The 18,335-nt window shown below is 62.1% G+C and carries 16 protein-coding genes and 1 tRNA gene; 5 read left to right on the forward strand and 12 right to left on the reverse strand.

Annotated features, from left to right (window positions below; translation table 11 throughout):
- Window position 1: 1 nt before the first annotated feature.
- The 3 genes from mtnP to P9M14_01545 all read right to left on the reverse strand — a co-directional run bounded on the left by mtnP (window position 2) and on the right by P9M14_01545 (window position 2,566).
- On the reverse strand, window positions 2–865 hold the full coding sequence (mtnP, locus tag P9M14_01535; GenBank protein MDP8254408.1) for an S-methyl-5'-thioadenosine phosphorylase: 864 nt from the start codon (window positions 863–865) through the stop codon (window positions 2–4).
- Window positions 862–1,911, reverse strand: a complete 1,050-nt coding sequence (rlmN, locus tag P9M14_01540; protein MDP8254409.1) for a 23S rRNA (adenine(2503)-C(2))-methyltransferase RlmN — start codon at window positions 1,909–1,911, stop codon at window positions 862–864. Before rlmN ends, mtnP begins: the two co-directional genes overlap by 4 nt.
- Before the next feature lie 97 nt (window positions 1,912–2,008).
- Window positions 2,009–2,566: a hypothetical protein gene (locus P9M14_01545; protein ID MDP8254410.1), complete on the reverse strand. Its 558-nt coding sequence runs from the start codon at window positions 2,564–2,566 to the stop codon at window positions 2,009–2,011.
- Window positions 2,567–2,665: 99 nt separating this feature from the next.
- Between P9M14_01545 and P9M14_01550 the strand changes: the two genes are divergently transcribed.
- The 4 genes from P9M14_01550 to P9M14_01565 all read left to right on the forward strand — a co-directional run bounded on the left by P9M14_01550 (window position 2,666) and on the right by P9M14_01565 (window position 7,502).
- On the forward strand, window positions 2,666–3,895 hold the full coding sequence (locus P9M14_01550) for a CAP domain-containing protein (protein MDP8254411.1): 1,230 nt from the start codon (window positions 2,666–2,668) through the stop codon (window positions 3,893–3,895).
- A gap of 10 nt (window positions 3,896–3,905) precedes the next feature.
- Window positions 3,906–5,024: a hypothetical protein gene (locus P9M14_01555; GenBank protein ID MDP8254412.1), complete on the forward strand. Its 1,119-nt coding sequence runs from the start codon at window positions 3,906–3,908 to the stop codon at window positions 5,022–5,024.
- A 326-nt stretch (window positions 5,025–5,350) separates the two neighbouring features.
- Complete coding sequence (locus P9M14_01560) at window positions 5,351–6,268, forward strand: PfkB family carbohydrate kinase (GenBank protein MDP8254413.1); 918 nt, start codon at window positions 5,351–5,353, stop codon at window positions 6,266–6,268.
- 4 nt (window positions 6,269–6,272) lie between these two features.
- Window positions 6,273–7,502, forward strand: coding sequence for a rhomboid family intramembrane serine protease (locus P9M14_01565; GenBank protein MDP8254414.1), 1,230 nt, complete (start codon window positions 6,273–6,275; stop codon window positions 7,500–7,502).
- Between the two features lie 15 nt (window positions 7,503–7,517).
- Here the strand turns inward: P9M14_01565 and P9M14_01570 are convergent, their stop codons facing one another.
- From P9M14_01570 to P9M14_01610, 9 genes are all read right to left on the reverse strand, one after another.
- Window positions 7,518–8,246, reverse strand: a complete 729-nt coding sequence (locus tag P9M14_01570; GenBank protein MDP8254415.1) for a PaeR7I family type II restriction endonuclease — start codon at window positions 8,244–8,246, stop codon at window positions 7,518–7,520.
- Complete coding sequence (locus tag P9M14_01575) at window positions 8,243–9,232, reverse strand: site-specific DNA-methyltransferase (GenBank protein MDP8254416.1); 990 nt, start codon at window positions 9,230–9,232, stop codon at window positions 8,243–8,245. The genes P9M14_01570 and P9M14_01575 overlap by 4 nt, the downstream gene beginning before the upstream one ends.
- A 111-nt stretch (window positions 9,233–9,343) precedes the next feature.
- Window positions 9,344–10,975, reverse strand: coding sequence for a hypothetical protein (locus P9M14_01580; protein ID MDP8254417.1), 1,632 nt, complete (start codon window positions 10,973–10,975; stop codon window positions 9,344–9,346).
- A gap of 102 nt (window positions 10,976–11,077) precedes the next feature.
- Window positions 11,078–13,489: an endonuclease MutS2 gene (locus tag P9M14_01585; protein ID MDP8254418.1), complete on the reverse strand. Its 2,412-nt coding sequence runs from the start codon at window positions 13,487–13,489 to the stop codon at window positions 11,078–11,080.
- 1 nt (window position 13,490) lies between these two features.
- Complete coding sequence (locus P9M14_01590) at window positions 13,491–14,186, reverse strand: hypothetical protein (GenBank protein MDP8254419.1); 696 nt, start codon at window positions 14,184–14,186, stop codon at window positions 13,491–13,493.
- 99 nt (window positions 14,187–14,285) lie between these two features.
- On the reverse strand, window positions 14,286–14,609 hold the full coding sequence (locus P9M14_01595; GenBank protein MDP8254420.1) for a hypothetical protein: 324 nt from the start codon (window positions 14,607–14,609) through the stop codon (window positions 14,286–14,288).
- A 425-nt stretch (window positions 14,610–15,034) separates the two neighbouring features.
- Window positions 15,035–15,111 (reverse strand) — tRNA-Arg (locus P9M14_01600).
- A gap of 195 nt (window positions 15,112–15,306) precedes the next feature.
- Entirely contained in the window at window positions 15,307–16,407 is a 1,101-nt protein-coding gene (gene ald / locus P9M14_01605) for an alanine dehydrogenase (protein ID MDP8254421.1), read from the reverse strand.
- Window positions 16,408–16,518: 111 nt separating this feature from the next.
- Window positions 16,519–16,935, reverse strand: a complete 417-nt coding sequence (locus P9M14_01610) for a hypothetical protein (GenBank protein ID MDP8254422.1) — start codon at window positions 16,933–16,935, stop codon at window positions 16,519–16,521.
- 223 nt (window positions 16,936–17,158) lie between these two features.
- Here P9M14_01610 and metK point away from each other — a divergent pair, with 223 nt between their 5' ends.
- The gene (gene metK / locus P9M14_01615) at window positions 17,159–18,328 is read left to right on the forward strand and encodes a methionine adenosyltransferase (protein MDP8254423.1); all 1,170 of its coding nucleotides are present in this window, start codon (window positions 17,159–17,161) and stop codon (window positions 18,326–18,328) included.
- Window positions 18,329–18,335 lie beyond the last annotated feature (7 nt).

An 18,335-nucleotide genomic window follows, 5' to 3' on the forward strand; every position in this document is an offset into this window, starting at 1 on the left:
TTCAGGCTAAATATTTTGAGACGATCGGCCCGAGCTTGCGCACGGTCTGCTCGGGAATCACCGCGCGGTCGGTGATGATCCCGTACTCCAGGGCCGAGGCGCATTTGCAGTTGCGCTCGCCGCCGATCTTGGGCACGGCCGCGGCGATTAGCTTCTGCGCCACGACCACGTTGCTGTTCATGATTTCGAGGATCGACTCGATGCTCACGTCGTCGTCCGGCTCGCGCCAGCAGTCGTAGTCCGTGCACATCGCCATCGTGGCGTAGCAGATCTCGGCCTCGCGCGCGAGCTTGGCCTCGGGGATGTTGGTCATGCCGATCACGTCCATGCCCCAACTGCGGTAGACGTTGCTCTCGGCGCGCGTGGAGAACTGCGGGCCCTCCATGCAGATGTAGGTGCCGTACTGGTGGATCGTCGCCCCGACCTCGATCCCCGCGTCGTAGAGGATCTGCGCCAGCTCGGAGCAGACCGGATCGGCGAACGCCACGTGGGCCACGATCCCCTCGCCAAAGAACGTGGGCACGCGCGATTTGGTGCGGTCGAAGAACTGGTCCGGGATCAGGATCTGCCCCGGCGCGATGTGCTCCTTGAGGCTGCCCACGGCAGAAACCGAGATGATCCACTGGGCGCCGATTTGCTTGAGTGCGTAGATGTTGGCGCGGAAGTTGATGTCAGAGGGCATCAGCCGATGGCCGCGCCCGTGACGCGGCAGGAACGCCAGCGTGACGTCGCCGAGCTTGCCCACCACCAGCGCGTCCGAGGGCTCGCCGAAAGGCGTGTCGATGCGCTCCTCGCGCACGTCGGTCATCCCGTCCATCTGGTACAGGCCGCTGCCGCCGATGACGCCGATTACTTTGTCGCTCATTGGGATCCTCCGAGGGGCTTTAATTCTGCCACTAATTGACCGCAGGCGGCGGCGATGTCCGAGCCGCGGGGTTTGCGAACCATCGCGGCCACGTTTGCATCGAGCAGTATCTGTTGAAACTCGCGCACACGCCGCTCTTCGGGCGGGGCGTAGTCTATACCGGGACCGGGGTTGAGTGGAATCAGGTTGACCTTGGAGGGCACCCGTCCCATCAGCGTGGCCAGCCGCCGCGCCTGGCGGTCCGAGTCGTTGACCCCGGCGATCAGCACGTACTCGAATGTGAATCGGCGGCGGTGCGCCAGTTGCACACGCTCCAGCGCGTCGAACAGCCGCTCGAGGTTGAAACGACGGTTGATCGGCATAATCCGTGCGCGCGTGGCGTCGTCCGGCGCGTTGAGGCTTACCGCCAGGCTCACGCCCGTGCGCCGGATCATCTCGTCGATGCGGTCGGCCAGGCCTACGGTGGAGAGCGTCAGCCGCCGCGTCGAGAGGTTCGGCCCGTTGGCGCTGAGCATGATCTCGCAGGCGCGGGCCACGTTCTCGAAGTTGTCCAGCGGTTCGCCCATGCCCATCAGCACTACGTTGCTGATCTCGCGCCCGTTCTCGGAGCGCAGCAAGAGCATCGCCGCCAGCCACTGGCCGCAGATCTCGCCCGGGCGAAGGTTGCGCCGCAGGCCCAGCGCGGCGGTCGAGCAAAACGCGCAGCCCATACGGCATCCGACCTGGGTGCTGACGCACAGCGTCATGCGCCGCGGTTCGGGGATCAGCACCGCCTCCACGGCCAGGCCGTCGGCCAGCCGCATCAGCAGCTTGCGCGTGCCGTCGGCCGCGATTTGCTCTTGTTCGATCTGCGGTAGGTCCACGCTGAAGCGCTCGGCCATCCGGCTGCGGAACACTTTGGCCAGGTTGGTCATCGACTCGAAATCGACCACGCCCTGGTGGTAGATCCAGCGCAACACCTGCGCCGCGCGGTAGCGCTCCTTGCCTAGATCGCTGATCAGCGCGGCGAGCTGGGGCTCGCCGTAATCGAGCAGGTTGTCGCGCAAGAAAACCTCCCGGCGGGGTTAGCCCAGATTGGCGAGGATAACGAAATTATTGCTAGCAGATTGTGTGCTGCAGCAGAAGCTTCGTGGATAATTCGGTCTAACAGTCGACCGCGAACCACGAGCGCTCGATCACCTCGCCGGCCTCGAAAATGACCATCACCGCCTGGCATCCGTTGTTGACCAGCCAGATCGCGGTCCCGCTATGCGTGGGCGATTGCTTGATTTCGGTGGTGCCCGGCGTGACTCCGAGCAGGGCCTCGATTTGTTCGATGGTCATTCCGGGCAGGATCTGCTCGGAAATCTGTTCGGCGTCCATGCTCTGGGCGATCTGTTCGCTTGCCGGATAGGCAGACACCGATTGTGCGGCAGCCGCCTGTTGCTCGTAGGTCTCCATCTGTTGCCGTTCGGTCTCGGCCTGCCGCACGTACTGCATCACGCCCAGGCCCAAAAAGGCGATGATGATCACCGCGGTTCGCAGCCAACGGCTGGCGGGCTTGGGCTTGGGCTGCTCCGCGTTGGGCTTGGCAGGCTGAGCTATCTGCGCCTGCTGCATCATCGACTGGTAGCGCGCCGGCTGCTTCAAACCGCAGAACGGGCAGGTGGGCGCCTCGGCGCTGATTTGCTCCTGGCATCGAGGACAGGAAAAGAAATTCATATGCTACCTATGCCACATCCGAGACTGTTATGCCACTGCGCCGCGCGGCTGGCCGTGGTACTCGTACTGCGCTAGGTATTCATTCTATAATCCCTTCTCATGCGCACACTAAAAATCGTCGCGGCACTGTTGGTGGTGGCCGGCCTTTTCGGCGGCGACCATCCGCGATACATCAGCGATTACTACAACGCCCCCGCGCCGCGGGTCGAGATTTCCAAAGACGAGCAGCAGGTGGCCGATCGGGTCAATGATGCGTTGCGCAGCCGCGGCCTTACGATCCTGAGTATGGATCCGCGGATGGTGCTGGTCTGCCGCCACATCAGCGCCTATCTGCAGGCCAACGGCATCGAGCGCGTCGACGTCTTCGATTCGGACGAGATCAAGCGACAGCTCAACGATGCGGGCGTGACCGACGGCCGGATCATGATCCACCTGGGCAACTCCCACGGGGTCGACGAGTTCATCGGATCGTCGCTGGACAAGCTGGTGGAGCAGGTGCGCAACGCGGGCATGACCCACGTGGGCGTGGGGGTCGTCTCCGGCGGAATGCTCTCGCGGGTGAGCTTCATCACCTTGATCATGACTAAGCGGCCGGTGTTGCTGGGCACGCTTCCGCGCAAGGTCGCGGGCGGAACGCGCCAGAGCCTGTCGATTGCACCGGCGCGCGGCGTGAAGAACGTCGGCCTGCACTTCAGCGACCCGGCGGGCCGCGAGCTGCCCGTGGAACTGCGCGGCGCAGCGGGCGGTAAACGTTTCGCCGAATTAAACTTCAACGCCGGCGGCGGCGCGTACACCATCGAGGTGACTTTCGAGGGCGACTACGGCCCGGAGGTCGGCGCGCTGTTTCAGGTCCAGTGCCAGGGACCCGCGGCCGCGCAGTCGCAGGCCTCGGTCAGCCCCTACACGGAGATCGACTGGGATATCCGCAACGAGCAGGAGGCCGAGGACCTGATCCTGATGTTGATCAACGACGAGCGGATCAGCGCCGGTCTGACTCCGCTTACGCTCTACGGCCCGCTGTCCGACGTGGCCCGTGGGCACAGCCGCGACATGGCGCAGAACAACTTCGTCGGGCACCTCTCGCCGGGCCGCGGCGACGTCTCGGATCGCGTGGACGCCGCGGGGATCAAGTGGTCGCGCGTCACCGAGAACATCGCCCGCGCCGAGACGATCCAGGACGCGCACCGCGGGCTGATGGGCAGCCCGGTGCATCGGCGCAACGTGATCGATTCGGAGGTCAACTTCGTGGGCATCGGCGTGGTATTCATCGACGGGCCCTATGGCGGTCGCCAGGTGCTGGTGACCGTCGATTTTCTCGCCATGCGCTGAGAGGGTTGCAATGAATCGTATCTCACTGCTGTGGGTGATGGTTTTACTGCTGCTGGTTTGCGCCACCGCGGCCTGCGAGGGCAGCAGCGATGAGTCAGACGCGCGGGGCGGATCCGACAACGACGCTGACGACGATGATGACGACGACGAATTGCCGGACGAGTGCGACAATCCGTTTTGCGTGTTCCAGGAGTACGACTTGGGGTCCGATTGGATTTGCGCTCCGGGCGACGAATACGGCTGCTCGTGTTACGAGGATTACGAGCAGTTTATTATCGAGGCTCAGCAATTCGCCGCGCCCTTGCCCGGCGGGCTCGACGAGCTGCTGGCGCAACTCGACGCCATTGAGGGTGGCGACGTGCCGATAGTCGAGGGCCCGCTGGAGCCCGAGGAAATGCGACGGATTGTGCTCGAGGCGCTCAACGTCGATTTCCTGATCCAGGGCATTGACCAGCGGCCGCTGTGGACCGTAATCGTCTCCCAGGAGCAGCAGACCAACTCGCTGCAGCAGCGAATCGTGTTCAGCGACCCCTACATCGGATCGTTCGAAGCGCTGTTGGCGATTCCCGACGACGGAGAGGAACTACCGGCGATCGTAGTGCGTCACGGCCACACCGAGTACCCCCAGGGGACCTTTGGCCAGACCTTTGGCAGCGGCGCGGTGCGGCGCGGATACGTGGTGCTGATCCCGCACAGCCGCGCGCTGTGCGGCGGCGACTACGAGCGCACCACCACCATGGATCTGCTGATCGAGGGCTTCACTTTTCAGGGCTTGCGCTATTACGAGACCCTGCTGATGCACAAGTATCTGCGCTATCTGGGGTGGCGCGACAACACGGTGGATGCCGACGCCCTGGGGCTGCTGGGCCACTCGGGCGGCGCGGCGTCGGTCAACCTCAGCGTGCGCATCGACCAGGGGTTCGCCGCGTTCGTGGGCGACTTCAATTCGACCTACTGCTGGCTGGATGACGTGGGGCGCTTTCTCGACGACACGGTGCCCCCACTATGGGCCTATCACGACTTGATCAACGATTACACGACCTGCCCAATGCCGTACTACGCCGCACAGTACGGCGAGCTGAACAATCAGGACCTGTGGGATTTCTTCGAGGAAAATCTTGGGCAGTAGTTCGGACTAGAAACGGCAGGGCCGCGGCAGGCGAAGTTCGTCCTGATCGCTCCACGGCTTTACGTCAGTCCGGTTTCATTCATCCTACGCGGCCCCGCCGTGTTGTTAAGATGAATATCAACATTCGTGCCAGGGACGCTGGTCTCGAAATTCCAACGGGTTAGCCGTGAAGCTCCAATTCCGACCGGATCGACGGACTACTGTTATCCGATGTTCGTCTCAGATATCCGTGGCAAATCAAAATGGAAAGATTGCGCCGGATCGCGGATAATCCGAATAATCAGAATAACCCGGACATCGACGGCATACAGCAGACAGGAGAGAAGATGAGCATTCTGGTTGTGGGCTCGGTTGCCCTGGATACGATCAGCACGCCCTACGGCAAGGTCGAGCGCGCCCTGGGCGGCTCGGCGACCTACTTCAGCGCGGCAGCGCGTTTCTTTGCGCCGGTGCGGTTGGTCGGCGTGGTTGGTGAGGATTTCCCCGAGGAGCACGTACGCTTTCTCAACGAGCACGAGATCGACACCAGCGGGCTGGTGCGCACTGCGGGCGAGACGTTCCACTGGATCGGCGAGTACGGTCATGAGCTGGGCGACGCGCGCACCATCGACACCAAGCTGGGGGTGTTCGCCGAGTTTCGGCCCGAGGTGCCCGAGCATTTCCGCGACAGCGAGGTGGTGTTCCTGGCCAACATCGATCCCGAGCTGCAACTGGACGTGCTGCGCCAAGTGCGCAATCCGCAGATCGTGGCGCTGGATACGATGAACTTCTGGATCGAGGGCAAGCTCGAAGCACTGCGGCGGGTGCTGTCCGAGGTCGACGTGCTGCTGATTAACGAGACCGAGGCGCAAATGCTCTCGGGCGAACGCGGGCTGATCGCCGCGGCGCGCAAGGTCTGCGCCATGGGTCCTTCGACCCTGGTGATCAAGCGCGGAGCCCACGGCGCACTGCTGATCATCGACGACGAGCTGTTCTGTTCGCCGGCGTTTTTACTCGACGAGGTGCACGACCCCACGGGCGCGGGCGACACTTTTGCCGGCGGGTTCGTCGGCTATTTGGCGCGCGCCGGCAGCCTGAATTCGCGCACCGCGCGGCAGGCGGTGGTCGCCGGATCGGTGATGGCCAGCTTTAACGTGCAGAGCTTCTCCTTGGAACGCCTGGGTGCGCTCGAGCAAGGCGAGGTGTTGCGACGGCTGGAGGAATTCGGCCGGCTGACCGCGTACGAGCCGCTGGCGCTCGACTGACGCGATGCTGCTCCCGGTGGGACACGGTCAGGGCCTTAAGCGCTGGCCGTGGCTCACTTTCGGGCTCATCGGCGTCAACTTCGTCTGCTTAGCCCTAACCGCAATCGCCCTGGTTTTCGTTCCCGTCGATACGCTGACGGATCTGCTGGCATTCAAGCCCAGCAGGTTTCTGCCCTGGACTCTGCTGACCTCGTTATTCCTGCACGCGGGCATCGGGCACCTGCTGGGCAACATGCTGTTTCTCTATTTGGCCGGACCGCCGTTTGAGGATCGTTACGGTCGCTGGGGACTGCTGCTGCTCTATCTGTCCGGCGGTGTGTTCGCGAGCCTGTTCTACGCCGTCTTTCACTGGGGCGCTCAGACGCCGCTGGTCGGGGCCAGCGGCGCGATTTCATCGCTGCTGGGCATGGCGCTGGTACGTTTTCCCAATATCAGGATCCGCTTCTACTTCACATTTATGTTCGTGTTCTGGTGGCCGTTCGAGGTGCGGGCCTGGATCATGCTGCCGCTGTGGTTGGCCCTGCAGGTGACCTTCGCCCTGCTGGCCGAGGGGCAGGGCGCGGGAGTGGCCTTTTCGGCGCACATCGGCGGGTTCCTGTTCGGAGTGGCCGCGGCCCTGGCCATCAAACGTTTGGGCTTGGAGGATCGGCTGACCCCCGAGGAGGTTAAGGATGCCGACAACTGGTACCAGCCGCTGTTTAAGCCCGACGAGCGTCTGATACTTGTCGAGGATCTGCTCAACGTCAACCGCGTTGCCGAGGCCTCGCGCGAGATCGCGGCCTACCTGAGCGAGAACCCGCATACCCCCGAGGCGCTGGGTCTGCACACGCGCGTGCTGCTCGATCAGGGCCGCGACGGTGCAGCGCTGCAGCAGGCGCGCCGAACCATCTCCGGCCTGCTGCTCGCGGAAAATCCCGACGGCGCGCTGGGCTTTCTGCGCAAACTGCGCGACGGCGGGTACGATCCCGATCTGGGCCCGTTGCCCTATTTCAAGCTCGCCTCGCAGCTCAAGGCCCGTACGGATTACCACCATGCCGTCGAATACTACCTCGAGTCGGTGCGCGTCGCGCCCGGCTCGAGCCTGGCCGCCAAGGCGCTGCTGGCCGCGGCCGGGATCTGTAAGGACAAGCTGCGGGACGGCCCACGCGCCAAAAAGTTTTACGACGAGCTGCTGCGCAAACATCCGAGCTCGCCCCAGGCCGACGCGGTACGCAGCATGCTGGTTGAAATGTAATGGTGAGCTGTCGGTTCAGCGATGCGTGGTCAAGTGCCCGTTCAGATGGCCGATCAATGAGCCGAAGAAGTTTTTAGTTGAGGCGATTGGCGATGGTTCCCAATAGCTGCCCTGTTGACCCCGATCTTGATCTGAAAGGATCAAGCAGGATGCGCTGTACAGACGCTCGGCCATTAGTTTTTCACAGAATAGGCGATACCTTTCAGCGTATGATGCGCCCTTGAACTCTTTAAGCACTGGGAAATGACTTTCGTTTACCCTGACTGGCTTGGTGGAGCCATCTGTTTTCTCTAAGAGCATGAAGTAGCCCAGCCACGGATGTGGCGAACTGTTAAAGGCACCGTCGCGATAGGCAGTCCACAGATCTGTAGCGTTGCCCAGGGACTCTTCGATTCGATTGTTGAAGTTGTTTCCAAACGAGCCGACCTGTGACTTGAGTTCGATCGCTGCAATAAGTTGGTTGTCAATAATTACGATAAGATCCCATTCCTTCATCGGTCTGAAAAAGCCCGGGATGTCGGTTTTCCCTTTTTTCGTTCGAAAGATCGTGTCTTCGGGTACACCGGCTTCAAGCAGAAGTTCCGAGAGCATGTCGAGGAATCCATCGAGCTGCTTGCCCCCGGTGGCTGCTCCTCTACTGCCTTGGTCTATATTGCCTGCCATACTTTGTTTGCGTTGTTGAAGCTCTCTGGTTTGCCAGAATGTCTTGACTGCTTGCCTTATCCGTTGGTCAACAGTGTTCATGAGTGGATTTCTATTTTAGCGTTGGTAAACAGACCTTCAGTTTCTCTACGGACACGGGTTGCCGAGTACTTAAAGTACTCAGGGTCGGTCTCTACTCCAATGCTGTTTCGGCCAACACGAGCGGCCGCCAGGCAGGTTGTTCCGGAGCCCAGGAACGGATCCACAACTACGTCTCCGACAAAACTGTACATCCTGATCAGTCGTTCGGCCAGTTCCAAAGGGTAGGGGGCTGGATGATCCTTGGTGGAAGCTCCTGTCAGACCGGTCCATATCTGCTGAAACCACAACCGGTGTTTTTGCTCGGGAATCAGACTCAAGACGCGTACAGGTACGCTGGGCTTTCGATAGCCCCCGGGCTTGCGTTCCATTAGAATGAATTCGATATCGTTTTTAATTATTGCATTGGGTTCGTAGGGCTTCCCGAGAAAACCGCCGCCTCCATTTTCCACTTCATATGAAGCGTTGGCGATCTTATGCCAAATAATTGGGGCTAAGTTGTCAAAGCCGATATTTCTGCAATGTTCCTGAATGGAGGCATGTAGTGGAACGACCATATGCCTGCCGCCGTTTTTCCGTCTGGAAAGGCAGACGTCGCCTACAACGCAGATCAGTCTTCCACCGGGGACCAAGGCGTCGAAGCACTGCTGCCAGACCAAGTCGAGCTGTTCTAAAAACAGTTGATAATCTTTGATATGGCCCATCTGTTGATCGGTTTTCCTATATTCTTTCAAAGTCCAATATGGAGGTGACGTCAGAACCAGATGTACGCTGTTGTGCTCGATAAAATCCATCTTGCGAGCATCGCCGAGAACAAGGTGGTGCTCAGAGGGGACCATAGGGAGTTGCTGCTCGATATCAGCGACGATCTTCTGGTCCTTTGCGAACATGGGGAGCTGTTTTTGGTGGTTGGTAATCGAGCCAATGCTTTTTGGAAGATGGCTTTGCCAATCGATTGACAGTGTGAGAGTTGACAGGTTTAGATTCAAGTGTCCGTCGGGTGCTCTGCTGGGGTTTAGAGCGAGGCAACAATCGCCTCGTGTACCGCCAATGCGAAGATAGCGGAATTCAACTTACGTCGCAATGGACGATGTTGCGTGCTAGTTGACCTTGGTCGCCCAGATTTCCTTGTGCAGGTCCACGTACTGCACCTGGTAGACCAGCCAGTTGCGGGTCGGGTGGAACATCGGGTCGGTTTTGTAGGGGTGGCGCGAGCTCTCCAGCCGTCGAAGATCGCTGCCGTCGAGGTTGACCAGGAACAGGTCTGTAACGTAGTTGGCTTCGCCGCCGAACACTCCCAGCGGCGTAACCATGCTGTTGCTCACCGGCTTGTTGGGGTTGATAAAGATTCCCTCGAACGCCAGTTGCTTCGAGTGCGGCGAGAACGCCGCCTCGCCAAAACCCTCGTAGTTATCGGCCGGAGCCAGCATCGGCTGGGCCAGCCCGCCGATGGCGTCGACGATCATTAGCACGTTGCCCACCTCGTCGGACGAGGAGTGCTGGTGAAAGGCGATTCTCAATCCATCGGGCGTGAAGAACGGCCTGGTCGAGAGGCCGTCGTTGGTCAGCTTCAGTGCGCCCACTCCGGGGCGATAGGTGTAGATGTCGTCGCTGACGACGCGACCCAAGTCTTCGGTGGTGAAGCTGCGCGCGCGCGTGGTGGGTCGGCCCTGGAACGCCAGCAGATTCTCGTTGGGCGACCAGACCGGGTTGGAGGCCACGATGCCCGAGACCGTCTTGACCGTAGGCTGGCCCTCTTCCTGGAGGCGCATGACGTGCAGCAGCTCCGGGCCCCAATTGTAAACGTTGGAGCTGCCGCGGCTCATGGCGATGTAGGCCAGGTAGGAGCCGTCGGGGCTGGCTGCCGGCGAATGCCCCTGGGCGATCATCGTTGTTTTGTGTCGCCTGAGTTCCACGCGATACAGCACCGGTTTGCCGTCTTCCCCGGAGGCCTGGTACACCAGCTCCTCTTTTCCCGGAAGCCAGCAGTAACCCAGGTCCCAGACCTCCCAGGCCGTAAATTGCGCCAGCTCGATCTCCTCGCCACCGGGAAACTTCTTGACGATCAGCGTCGAATCCTGGGCCGGAGCCCGGTGCTGCACGGCGTCGCGCAACTGGTCGAACGCACCGAACAGCGTGAACTTGGGCGTTTTAACGAATGCGACGTACTTGCCGTCCGGACTAAAGCGCGGATTGATCGCATCGAACTTGGCGTAGCCGGCGACGCGCACGGTGGAGGGAAAGACGAAAACCTTGAGGGCCGCCGCGGCCACCAGCAGCAGGATCAGTACGCCAATGATCTTCAGCCACGGCAAGCTGCGGCCGTCCGCGGATTGCGAATCGTCGTCGGAGCCGCTGGGCTCGGGCCGTAACGGCGGCAGCCCCTTGAGCCGGCGCAGCCGTTCCTTGATCAGCACGTTGCCCGGCGAGAGCTTGTCGGCGGCCTCGAAATGTTCGATCGCCCGGTCTTTGATCCCGGCATCCTTATAGTGCTGGGCCAGTTGCATATGCAGGGCCAACGATTCGGGTTTTTCCGTCAGCTCTTGGTGCAGGCTTTTAATTTTTTGCACCTCGTCGGCCGCAACGCCCTCGAGCACAATCTCCAGCTCGCGCTGGCGGTCGGCCCTCGGCGCGCTGACCAAGCGCATCCTGGCTCCGCAGTTGCTGCAGACAATGGCGTTTTGCAGGTTCGGCGTGCCGCAGCTGGAGCAAGTTTGCTGACCAGGACTCATGCAATCCCTCCCTAGTGCGATGCAACGCAGAGGTTGAGGCGCACTTGATGAACCATATTGCATTCGACGCGAGTTGACCCAAATTATTTTACGGATGCGCGCTTAAAGCAACTCGAGCTCGACGATCGCCACGCCGCCGCCGCCCTCGCCGCGCTCGCCGGGTCGCCACGAGGCCACGTAGGGGGATTGCGTCAGGTATTCGCGCACGAGCCCTTTGAGTACGCCCGAGCCGTGGCCGTGGATGATCGTTACCCGGCCGCGGCTGTCGCGCATCGCACGGTCGAGAAAATACTGGGTGCGGGCCAGGGCCTCCTCGGCGATAGTCCCGCGCAGGTCCAGCCGGTTCGCATCGTTCCCAAGCGTCGCAGCATCGGCGGGAGTTTCTCGCTCGAGACTGATGCGGGTGATCGTCTCGCTTCCACCACTCGCGCCCCGGAGCGGCAGCGCCACGTCGTCGGCCGCCAGGGTGATCACCGCCGAGCCCAGCTGCACACGCACCTCGCTGCGGTGGTCCGGGCCGGTGACCAGCTTGCCGTGGGCGTTCATCGGCGCGACCACTACCTCGTCGCCGGGCCGTAGCGCCGACCAGTCGTGGATCAGCACGCTCTCGATGGTTTTACGTTGCGAGGATTTTTCGGGCGCCGCCTGGACCACCAGGCGTTCGACCAGGCGGATCTCCTCGCGCGCCCCCTGGGCAGTTCGGTCCGAGGGCTCGGAGCGGAACGCGGCCAGCGCGGTCTTGATTTTCTGCCGCGCGCGGTCGGCCTCGCGCCGGATATTCTCCGCGGTCCTGCGTTGCAGCTCCTCGCGGCGCTCGCGTAAACGCCGGGTGATCTTGCGCTGCTTTTCGCGCTCCTCCGCGGCCTGATGCGCGTACTGCGCGGCTTTGTTCGACTGATCGATCAGCTTCTGGCGTTCGCGGTCGAGGCGTTCGATCGCGCCCTCGATCAGGCTCGCGCCCGAGCCGACGAGCTGCTCGGCGCGGTCGATCAGTTCAACGGGCAGTCCCAGTTTGCGAGCGATCGACAGCGCGGAACTGCGGCCGGGAACCCGCGGCAGAAAGCGGTAGGTCGGGACCATCCGCCGCTCGTCGAACTCCACGCTGCCGTTGTCGAATCCCTCGCGGCTCTCGGCCAGGGCCGCGAGTTCGGCGAAGTGGGTGGTGACCATCGTGCGGCAATCGCGCGACGCCAGCACTTCGAGCAGCGCCGTGGCCAAGGCTACGCCCTGGCGCGGGTCGGTCCCCTCGCCGACCTCGTCGAGCAGCACCAGGCTACGCTCGTCGATTCCGGCCAGGATCTCGCGGATCGTCTCCAGGTGTGCCGAGAAGCTGCTCAGGTGCGCCTCGAGGCTCTGCTCGTCGCCGATGTCCGCGAACACCGCGCCAAACAGAGCGATCTGCGAGCCGTCGCCGCAGGGCAGGTGCATCCCGGTACGGGCCATCAGCGCGAACAGCCCCAGGGTCTTGAGCAGCACGGTCTTGCCGCCGGTGTTCGGGCCGGTGACCACCAGCGTCGTGGTCGCGGGGCCGATCTCCAGATCGTTGGGCACGACCTCATCGCCGGCGAGCACCAGCAGCGGGTGCCGCGCCGCACGCAGCACCACCTGGCGGTCGACGCTGATCTGCGGCTCGACAGCGGACATCCGCTCGGCGAGCAACGCCCGGGCCATGATCGCGTCGAGCTCGATCAGGCACTTGCCCGCGTCGAGCAGCCCCGGGGCCACCTGCAGCACGCGGCCGCTGAGTTCGCGCCTGATCCGCGTCTCCTCGTGGCGGACCTGCAGCTCGCAGGTGCGCAGGTCGTTGCCCAGGCGCGTGACCTCGCGCGGCTCGATGAACAGGCTGGCGCCCGAGGAGGAGATGTCGTGCACAATGCCTTCGATGCGGCTTTTGTGCTCGATCTTTACCGGGACCACGTATCGGCCCGAGCGTACCGTGACCAGCCGTTCCTGCAGATACTGCGTCACGGCCGGTGTGTCGAGCAGCCGGTCGAAGGTCTCGCCGATCTGCTCGCGCAGCCGAATCTGACGGGCGCGCAGGCGCTCGAGCTCGGGGCTGGCCGTGTCGAGCATCTGCCCCTGGTCGTCGAAGCAGCGTAGGATCTCGTGCTCGACCCCCTTGGCCGAGACCAGCCGCCGTGTGCGCTGGTGCAGCAGCGGCAGGTCGCTGTGCATCTCGTTGATCGTCTGCTTGATCAGCCGCGAGCAACGCAAGGTGCGGGCCACGGCGATCAGCTCGTCGGGATCGAGCGCAGCGTCGAGCCGCACGCGTTTGATCACGTCGTCCAGGTCGTGGACGCCATCGAAGTTCAGGTCGCGACCGGTGGAGAGTACCCCGCGCGACTCGGATGTCTCGGCCAGATCCGCGCGGACTTGATCGAGGTCGCTTTGCGGCTCGAGCGCCCGGCAAGCAGCGGCGCCGCCGCGGGTGCGGGCGAAGCCGGCTAAATACTGCAGCAGCCTGGGCCAGTCCAACGCGGCCAGCGTGCGCCGCTCTAGGGTCTCACGCGCCATCTCAGGTTCCTGGTTTGCGGCGCGGGCGGCGTAGGTCGAACCTGCCGCGGATGCTGTCGTCGATCAGCAACGTGCCCTGGAATACCTGGAACTGCAGGTCGCTGGAGAAGCTGTCGCTGCCGTTGAGTTCGATCTTGTGCGCCAACGGACCATCGGGTCCCTCGAGTCGAAATCGGAAGGATCCGGAGAGCCTGTTTTGCAGACCCTCGGTGCGAAGCACGATTCCGGGCGTGGCAACCTCGGACAGTTCGGGCGGCAGCTCGTCAAAATCGAGCAGTTCCAGCCGGCCGACGAGGATTGTCTGTGTCTGGCTTTTGCTCATCCGCTGCTCGATTATGTTGAATCGCGTCTCGATTTTGCCGCTGTCGGAAAACGCCAGCCGTCCGTGGAACTCGTCCCCCTGATATTCGTAGTGCGGCGCGTGCGGCCAGAGGGCCAGGACCAACAGCAGCGCCAGCAATACGCAGGCCAGCAGCACGAAGGTCGGCATCGGCAGGCCCAGGACCTTGCGCTGTTTGGGCGTCATCTGCCCGACGCGCACGGCCTCGCGGGTCAGGCTCCTGATGCGTTCCGAGCGGTCCTGGGTTTCGTTTAATCGTATCGGCCGCCGTTCGCGGCGTCGCTGGGCCTGGGCCTTGCCGCGCTCGACGATCCGGGCGACATCCGAATGCTCGTCGTCCTGCTTGCGTCTGCTCATCGCACCATAATATCAAAACACGGCAGCCGTGGCTGATTACGAAAATGAGCCGGTCTGGGACCGGCTCATCGTGGTTGGTTGTTGGTTCCCGACTTGTAGCTAAGCGCGTTTGCGGATCAGCTTGCGGAAGTGCGGCACGACCTCTTTGGGGATCATCGTGATCCGGCGGTAGCGGATCGCCACGTTCTCAAGACGCAGCTCGTACTGGCGCTTGGGGTCGTGCTCGCTGGCCTCGATCGTCACCTTCAACGGAACCTGTGACTCGGTGATCTCGCGTTCGAGCGACTTGTAGGTTTTGTAGTAGGCGAACATCCGGCGGCCGCGCGCCGAATCGAAGAAATCGAAGTTCTTATTGCGCGAGGGCGGCTCGGTTGCGCCCAGCAGTCGAAGGAGATCGCGGCCGAACTCTTTGTCCATGCTCATACTCTGCGCCTCTCAAGTGCTGATTGCCTATTGCGCTGTGATGTCTGCTCAGCGGGATCGGCGATCGCAAAACGGGAAAAGGGGCGCTTTCCCCAGGTGGCTATCGTCCGGGCCTGTCAGGGCCCCTCAACTTGGCTCCCTAAAGGCCCGAAGATTTTATTTGAACCACGGCCCTTAGTGCAAGCATATTTATTACTTATCTCAAACAAGGCGCTTGTGTCGATGAGCCCGGATACATATCATTGAGTCATGAATGAACAGAACGGTACCCAACCCGGGGTCGAAATCCGCAACCTGCTGATCGATCTGGCGATTATCCTGGCGATGATGGGCCTGCTCACCCTGCGCATTAAGGGCTATTTTTAGCAGGGGAAAACATATTCCCATAAAAAAGCCGAGGGCGCAGGCCCTCGGCTTGGATCGTCTGGCGCGCCCGGGAGGATTCGAACCCCCAACCTACGGATCCGTAGTCCGTTGCTCTATCCATTTGGGCTACAGGCGCTTCAAATGGGCGGCCTTAATAGCACGCCCGATCGATCGCTGTCAACCCTTCGACTTTCCCCGGTTTGAAGGCCGGGCTTGCTCAGGATTGACCCTTCGGCTTGTACTCCGGGCAGGCCCTGAGAGGCGCTTTCAACCCCGCCTTGAAAGGCGGGGGTTGGCGTCGTCGAATGGGTCAACTGATAATTCTACAGTACTACAGCTCGCTGAGCTTGAGGTTGAACGCTTCGGCCACGCCGGGGCAGGTGACCCGGCCCTGGTGTACGTTCACGCCGAGCTTCAGCGGCTGATTCTCCGCGATCGCCCGCCCGAACCCCTTGTCGGCCAGCTCCAACGCGTAGCTCAGCGTGACGTTGGTCAGCGCGTAGGTGCTGGTGCGCGGCACGATCCCGGGCATGTTGGCTACGCAGTAGTGCACTACGCCGTACTTGACGAACGTCGGCTCGGCGTGGGTCGTGGCCCGGGTGGTTTCGATGCAGCCGCCCTGGTCTACGCTGATATCGATCAGCGCTGATCCGGGACGCATGCTTTTGACCATCTCGCGCGTCACCAGCTTGGGCGCCCTGGCCCCGGGGATCAGCACCGCGCCGATCAATAGATCCGCGCGCGCGACCTCGGTGGCGATGTTGGCGCGGTTGCTCATCAGGGTCACGACTTGGCCGCGGTGGATATCGTGGATGTAACGCAGCCGTTTGGGGCTGATGTCGAGGATCGTCACCAGCGCGCCCATGCCCACCGCGATCTCGCAGGCGCACGAGCCGGACACGCCCGCGCCGATGATCACCACCCGCGCGGGGGCCACGCCCGATACTCCGGCGAGCAGTACTCCCGAGCCGCCGTTCTCGGTCTCGAGGCACCACGCTCCGACCTGCGCCGAGAGCTTGCCCGCGACCTCGCTCATCGGCGTGAGCAGCGGCAGGCTGCCGTCGGGCAGTTCGATGGTCTCGTAGGCCACGCCGGTGCACTTGCTGTGCATCATCCGCTGGGTCAGGTCCCTGTCGGCGGCCAAATGCAGGTAGGTGAACAGCAGCAGGTCCGGCCGCAACAGGTCGATCTCGGGCCCGATCGGCTCCTTGACCTTGATCACCATCTCCGAGCTGTTCCAGACATCCGCGGCCTTGGAGACCAGCTTGGCCCCGGCCTGCTGGAAATCGCGGTCGGAGATGCCGCTGCCTACGCCTGCTCCGCGCTGGATCAGCACGCTGTGCTTGTGTGCGACCATCGCTGCCACGCCCGCGGGCGTGATGGCCACGCGCCTCTCCTCGGTCTTGATCTCTTCTGGGACCCCGACGATCATGGCGTTACTCCAAATGTTTGTGTGTGCAGCAGGAACGGGTGCCTAGTGGTAATAAGGATTTTATCCCAGATGGGAGAATTGGCAATAGCTAAAGGATGTTGAAGGAGCGACTCAGCTCAGGACCATCTCGTTTAGCCCCATCTCCTGCAACACCTCCGGATAGAGCCCGAAGGCCGGCCTGAGCAGAGGCAGCACCTTCAGCGCGCGCCCCACGTCCCCCTCGGCCTTGATCTTGCCGCGGACCAGCTCGGCGATCACGTCTTGGCGGCCGTGCCAGAAGCGGTGAAATCCCTCTGAATCCTGGGTCAGCACCAGGTCTGCGTTGTTCTTCTCGTCGAAGCTGTAGCTCAGGCATTTGCCCTCGGGAGCTTCGGGGTCGCCGAAGAATACGTTGAGTGTCAGGTCGTGATCCGCGCAGATGAAGCACATCTTGATCTTCATCCGTGAGATTTTCTCCGCGGCCGCGGGGTTGCCCGCCAACCTGTCCAGATACGTTCCCCACACTTTTTTACAGAGGTTCTTATCCATTGCCGCCCCCTCCCGAGTGTATCGAAAGGGCATACACTGATGCCTCTCAGGTTGTCGAACTGAACCTACTTCAATGATACTAAATCAGGGAAGTGGGCGCGTGTCAACGCAATCAATCACCGAATTTCGTGATTCTTACCCTGTATGTTGATGGTTTGACACAGATCGCGAGGTCTCTATAATGAATCGCCTTTGTCAATGCCGGATACAAGGAGAAAATTCGATGGGCATGACCGATTATCTGTTTTCATCCGAGTCGGTTACAGAGGGACACCCGGACAAGGTATCCGATCAGATATCCGACGCGATACTCGACGCGATCATCGAACAGGACAAGAACGGTCGCGTGGCCTGCGAGACGATGGTGACGACCGGCATGGCGATCATCGCCGGCGAGATCACCACCACGGGCTACGTGGATATGCCGGCGACCGTCCGCGAGACCATCAAGCAGATCGGCTACACCGACGCCTCGATGGGCTTTGATTGTAAGACCTGCGCCGTGCTGACCAGCATCGACAAGCAGTCGCCCGACATCTCCCAGGGCGTGACCGAGGGCCAGGGACTGTTCGCAGAACAGGGCGCCGGAGACCAGGGGATTATGTTCGGCTACGCGTGCAACGATACCCCCGAGCTGATGCCGATGACGATCAGCCTGGCGCATCGGCTTACCGAGCAATTGGCCGCAGTGCGCAAACAGGGCACGCTGCCCTGGCTGCGCCCCGACGGCAAGAGCCAGGTCTCGGTGCGCTACGTGGACAACAAGCCGGTCTACGTCGACTCGGTGATTATCGCCACCCAGCACTCGCCCGAAGTGAGCTACGACGACATTGTCCAGGGCGTGCGCAGCGAGGTGATCGACAAGATCGTCCCGGCCTCATTGATGGACGCCAAGACCAAGTTCTACATCAACGCCACCGGACGTTTCGTGATCGGTGGGCCCCAGGGCGACTGCGGCGTGACCGGCCGCAAGATCGTGGTCGACTCGTACGGCGGATGGGGCTCCCACGGCGGCGGCGCCTTCTCGGGCAAGGACCCGTCCAAGGTCGACCGCACGGCCTCGTACATGGCGCGCTACGCCGCCAAGAACGTGGTCGCCGCCGGGCTGGCCGACCGTTGCGAAGTACAGCTGGCTTACGTCATCGGCGTATCCGATCCGCTGTCGGTCAACGTGCATACCTACGGCACGAGCAAGATCGATCCGGACAAGATCGCCAAGCTGATCCGTGAGATTTTCCCGCTCAAGCCGCGACCGATGATCGAACACCTGGACATGCTGCGTCCGATATTCCGCAAGACCGCGTCCTACGGACACTTCGGCCGCGAGCTGCCCGAGTTCACCTGGGAGCGCACAGATAAGGCCGCCGAGCTGAAATCAGCCGCAGGACTGTAGGAGAAGC

The sequence above is a fragment of the Candidatus Alcyoniella australis genome (genome assembly GCA_030765605.1).
In the GTDB taxonomy this organism is placed as follows: domain Bacteria; phylum Lernaellota; class Lernaellaia; order JAVCCG01; family Alcyoniellaceae; genus Alcyoniella; species Alcyoniella australis.

Coding starts and splice junctions, on each gene's coding strand:
- mtnP (MDP8254408.1), bottom strand. CDS start 865: ATGAGCGACAAAGTAATCGGCGTCATCGGCGGCAGCGGCCTGTACCAG.
- P9M14_01545 (MDP8254410.1), bottom strand. CDS start 2,566: ATGAATTTCTTTTCCTGTCCTCGATGCCAGGAGCAAATCAGCGCCGAG.
- P9M14_01550 (MDP8254411.1), top strand. CDS start 2,666: ATGCGCACACTAAAAATCGTCGCGGCACTGTTGGTGGTGGCCGGCCTT.
- P9M14_01555 (MDP8254412.1), top strand. CDS start 3,906: ATGAATCGTATCTCACTGCTGTGGGTGATGGTTTTACTGCTGCTGGTT.
- P9M14_01560 (MDP8254413.1), top strand. CDS start 5,351: ATGAGCATTCTGGTTGTGGGCTCGGTTGCCCTGGATACGATCAGCACG.
- P9M14_01565 (MDP8254414.1), top strand. CDS start 6,273: ATGCTGCTCCCGGTGGGACACGGTCAGGGCCTTAAGCGCTGGCCGTGG.
- P9M14_01570 (MDP8254415.1), bottom strand. CDS start 8,246: ATGAACACTGTTGACCAACGGATAAGGCAAGCAGTCAAGACATTCTGG.
- P9M14_01580 (MDP8254417.1), bottom strand. CDS start 10,975: ATGAGTCCTGGTCAGCAAACTTGCTCCAGCTGCGGCACGCCGAACCTG.
- P9M14_01585 (MDP8254418.1), bottom strand. CDS start 13,489: ATGGCGCGTGAGACCCTAGAGCGGCGCACGCTGGCCGCGTTGGACTGG.
- P9M14_01590 (MDP8254419.1), bottom strand. CDS start 14,186: ATGAGCAGACGCAAGCAGGACGACGAGCATTCGGATGTCGCCCGGATC.
- P9M14_01595 (MDP8254420.1), bottom strand. CDS start 14,609: ATGAGCATGGACAAAGAGTTCGGCCGCGATCTCCTTCGACTGCTGGGC.
- ald (MDP8254421.1), bottom strand. CDS start 16,407: ATGATCGTCGGGGTCCCAGAAGAGATCAAGACCGAGGAGAGGCGCGTG.
- P9M14_01610 (MDP8254422.1), bottom strand. CDS start 16,935: ATGGATAAGAACCTCTGTAAAAAAGTGTGGGGAACGTATCTGGACAGG.
- metK (MDP8254423.1), top strand. CDS start 17,159: ATGGGCATGACCGATTATCTGTTTTCATCCGAGTCGGTTACAGAGGGA.